Origin of the sequence: Fusobacterium sp. DD2 (assembly GCF_018205345.1) — a bacterium.
Taxonomy (GTDB): domain Bacteria; phylum Fusobacteriota; class Fusobacteriia; order Fusobacteriales; family Fusobacteriaceae; genus Fusobacterium_A.
In genome coordinates this window covers 1-1,654 of the sequence record NZ_JADRHM010000118.1, presented here as the reverse complement: position 1 = coordinate 1,654, position 1,654 = coordinate 1, and the positions used below count along the sequence as shown (strand labels likewise).

Genomic DNA, 1,654 nt, shown 5'->3' with positions numbered 1-1,654 from the left:
TGATATGATACCAATAAAGGGCACATATATATTATCAACAAATAAAAAATAAGAAAGTTGGTAGTATATGTCTAAAAGAATTAAGTTTACTCCTGAACAAAAAATGTTTTTAGTTTTAAAATTTAGAGAACTTAGGATTTCTCTTTCTGAGTTTTGTAGAACATATAATGTTGAAAGGACTGCTATTCATAGATGGTCTATTAAATATGATAATGATGGCTTTGATGGACTTAAAGAGATAACAAAGAATACTAAATATTCCTATTCTACTTTAATTAATTCTGTTTATGACTATCTAAGTGGAAAATTCTCTATGCTTGAAATAGTAAAAAAATATAATCTTTCTGGAGATTCTGTTTTAAGAGAGTGGTTGAAATGGGATAATACTCCTAAATGGTCTATTAAAGTGGAGGAGTTTATGGCTAGAGAAAAAATTTTAAAAAATAGAAAAATAGAATTGGTTTTACAATATGTTAATAAAAAACAAACAGCTAAAGAAATTGCTGTTAATAATAATATATCTGAAGGTCAGCTTAGAGATTGGGCTAGAAAATATAAAAAGCTTGGAGAACAAGGGTTGACTGATAAAAGAGGAACCAGAAAAAAGAAACAGAACTTTCTGAAAAAGAGATTCTAGAAAGAAAAAATAAAGAACTGGAAGAAAAAATAAAAGACTTAAAGCAGAGTTGTTATTGATAAAAAAGTTGATAGAGTTAGAAGGGGGAGTGAGTTAGAACATAGCTTAAATTTTAAATTTTTAGCTATTAAACAGGTAGCACTTAAGTATAATTATTCTATTAAATTTCTTTGTAAAATTTTAAAAGTAAATAGAAGAACCTATTACAAATGGATTGCAAGAAACATTTCAGATAGAGAAAAAGAAAATGAGATAATAAAAGAAAAAATTTTAGAAATATATCATTCAGTAAATAAAATCTATGGATATCGTAGAATGACTATGAATATTAACTATCAAATGAAGAAAAAGTATAATTACAAAAGAATCTACCGATTAATGAAACATGAGTTAAAGATATGTTCTATTATCAGGAAAAAGAAAAAGAAATATATTAAAACTTCTGCGGAGTATAAGGCTGAAAATATATTGAATAGGGAGTTTACAGCGCTTGCGCCACAAAGTAAAGTCCTTACAGATATAACAGAATTTAAATATGGAAATGATAAAAAAATATATTTATGTGCCACATTGGATTTGTATGATAAATCTATTTTGTCATTTTCTCTTTCAGATAAAGCTAATACAGAATTAGTATTAAAAGTCTTAAGAAATAGTTTTACCTCAGAGAAAAAAGAAAGAAGGATTCTGCATAGTGATAGGGGCAAACAATTTACTTCACTGGAATATAAGGAAGCATTAGAGGAATTAGGAATAATCCATAGTAATCAAGAGTTGGAAAATGTATTGACAATGGTCCAATGGAAGGATTTTTTGGAAATATAAAGGCAGAAAAATATTTTTTAAAAAAGTATAATAATTTAAGAGATCTTAAAGAAGATATAAGAGATTATATAAGATTTTACAATGAAGAAAGATTACAGAGAAATTTAGGTAATAGAAGTCCATATGGATATAGAAGATTTAAAGAAAAAAATGTTGATAATTAAATTGAGAACTTGACAGGTAGCAGATCAA

The 1,654-nt window shown here is 26.2% G+C and carries 3 protein-coding genes; all 3 read left to right on the top strand.

What is annotated here, in order from left to right:
• Positions 1-67 precede the first annotated feature (67 nt).
• From IX290_RS11340 to IX290_RS11330, 3 genes are read left to right on the top strand one after another with little or no spacing between them, the layout of a single operon-like run.
• Positions 68-637 carry a helix-turn-helix domain-containing protein gene (locus IX290_RS11340; protein WP_211493301.1) on the top strand — a complete coding sequence of 190 codons (570 nt, stop codon included), beginning with the start codon at positions 68-70 and terminating at the stop codon, positions 635-637.
• A gap of 54 nt (positions 638-691) precedes the next feature.
• A complete protein-coding gene (locus tag IX290_RS11335) occupies positions 692-1,462 on the top strand; it encodes an IS3 family transposase (RefSeq protein ID WP_211493302.1) in 771 nt (256 codons plus the stop codon).
• Positions 1,438-1,626 carry an IS3 family transposase gene (locus IX290_RS11330; RefSeq protein ID WP_211493300.1) on the top strand — a complete coding sequence of 63 codons (189 nt, stop codon included), beginning with the start codon at positions 1,438-1,440 and terminating at the stop codon, positions 1,624-1,626. The genes IX290_RS11335 and IX290_RS11330 overlap by 25 nt, the downstream gene beginning before the upstream one ends.
• Positions 1,627-1,654 lie beyond the last annotated feature (28 nt).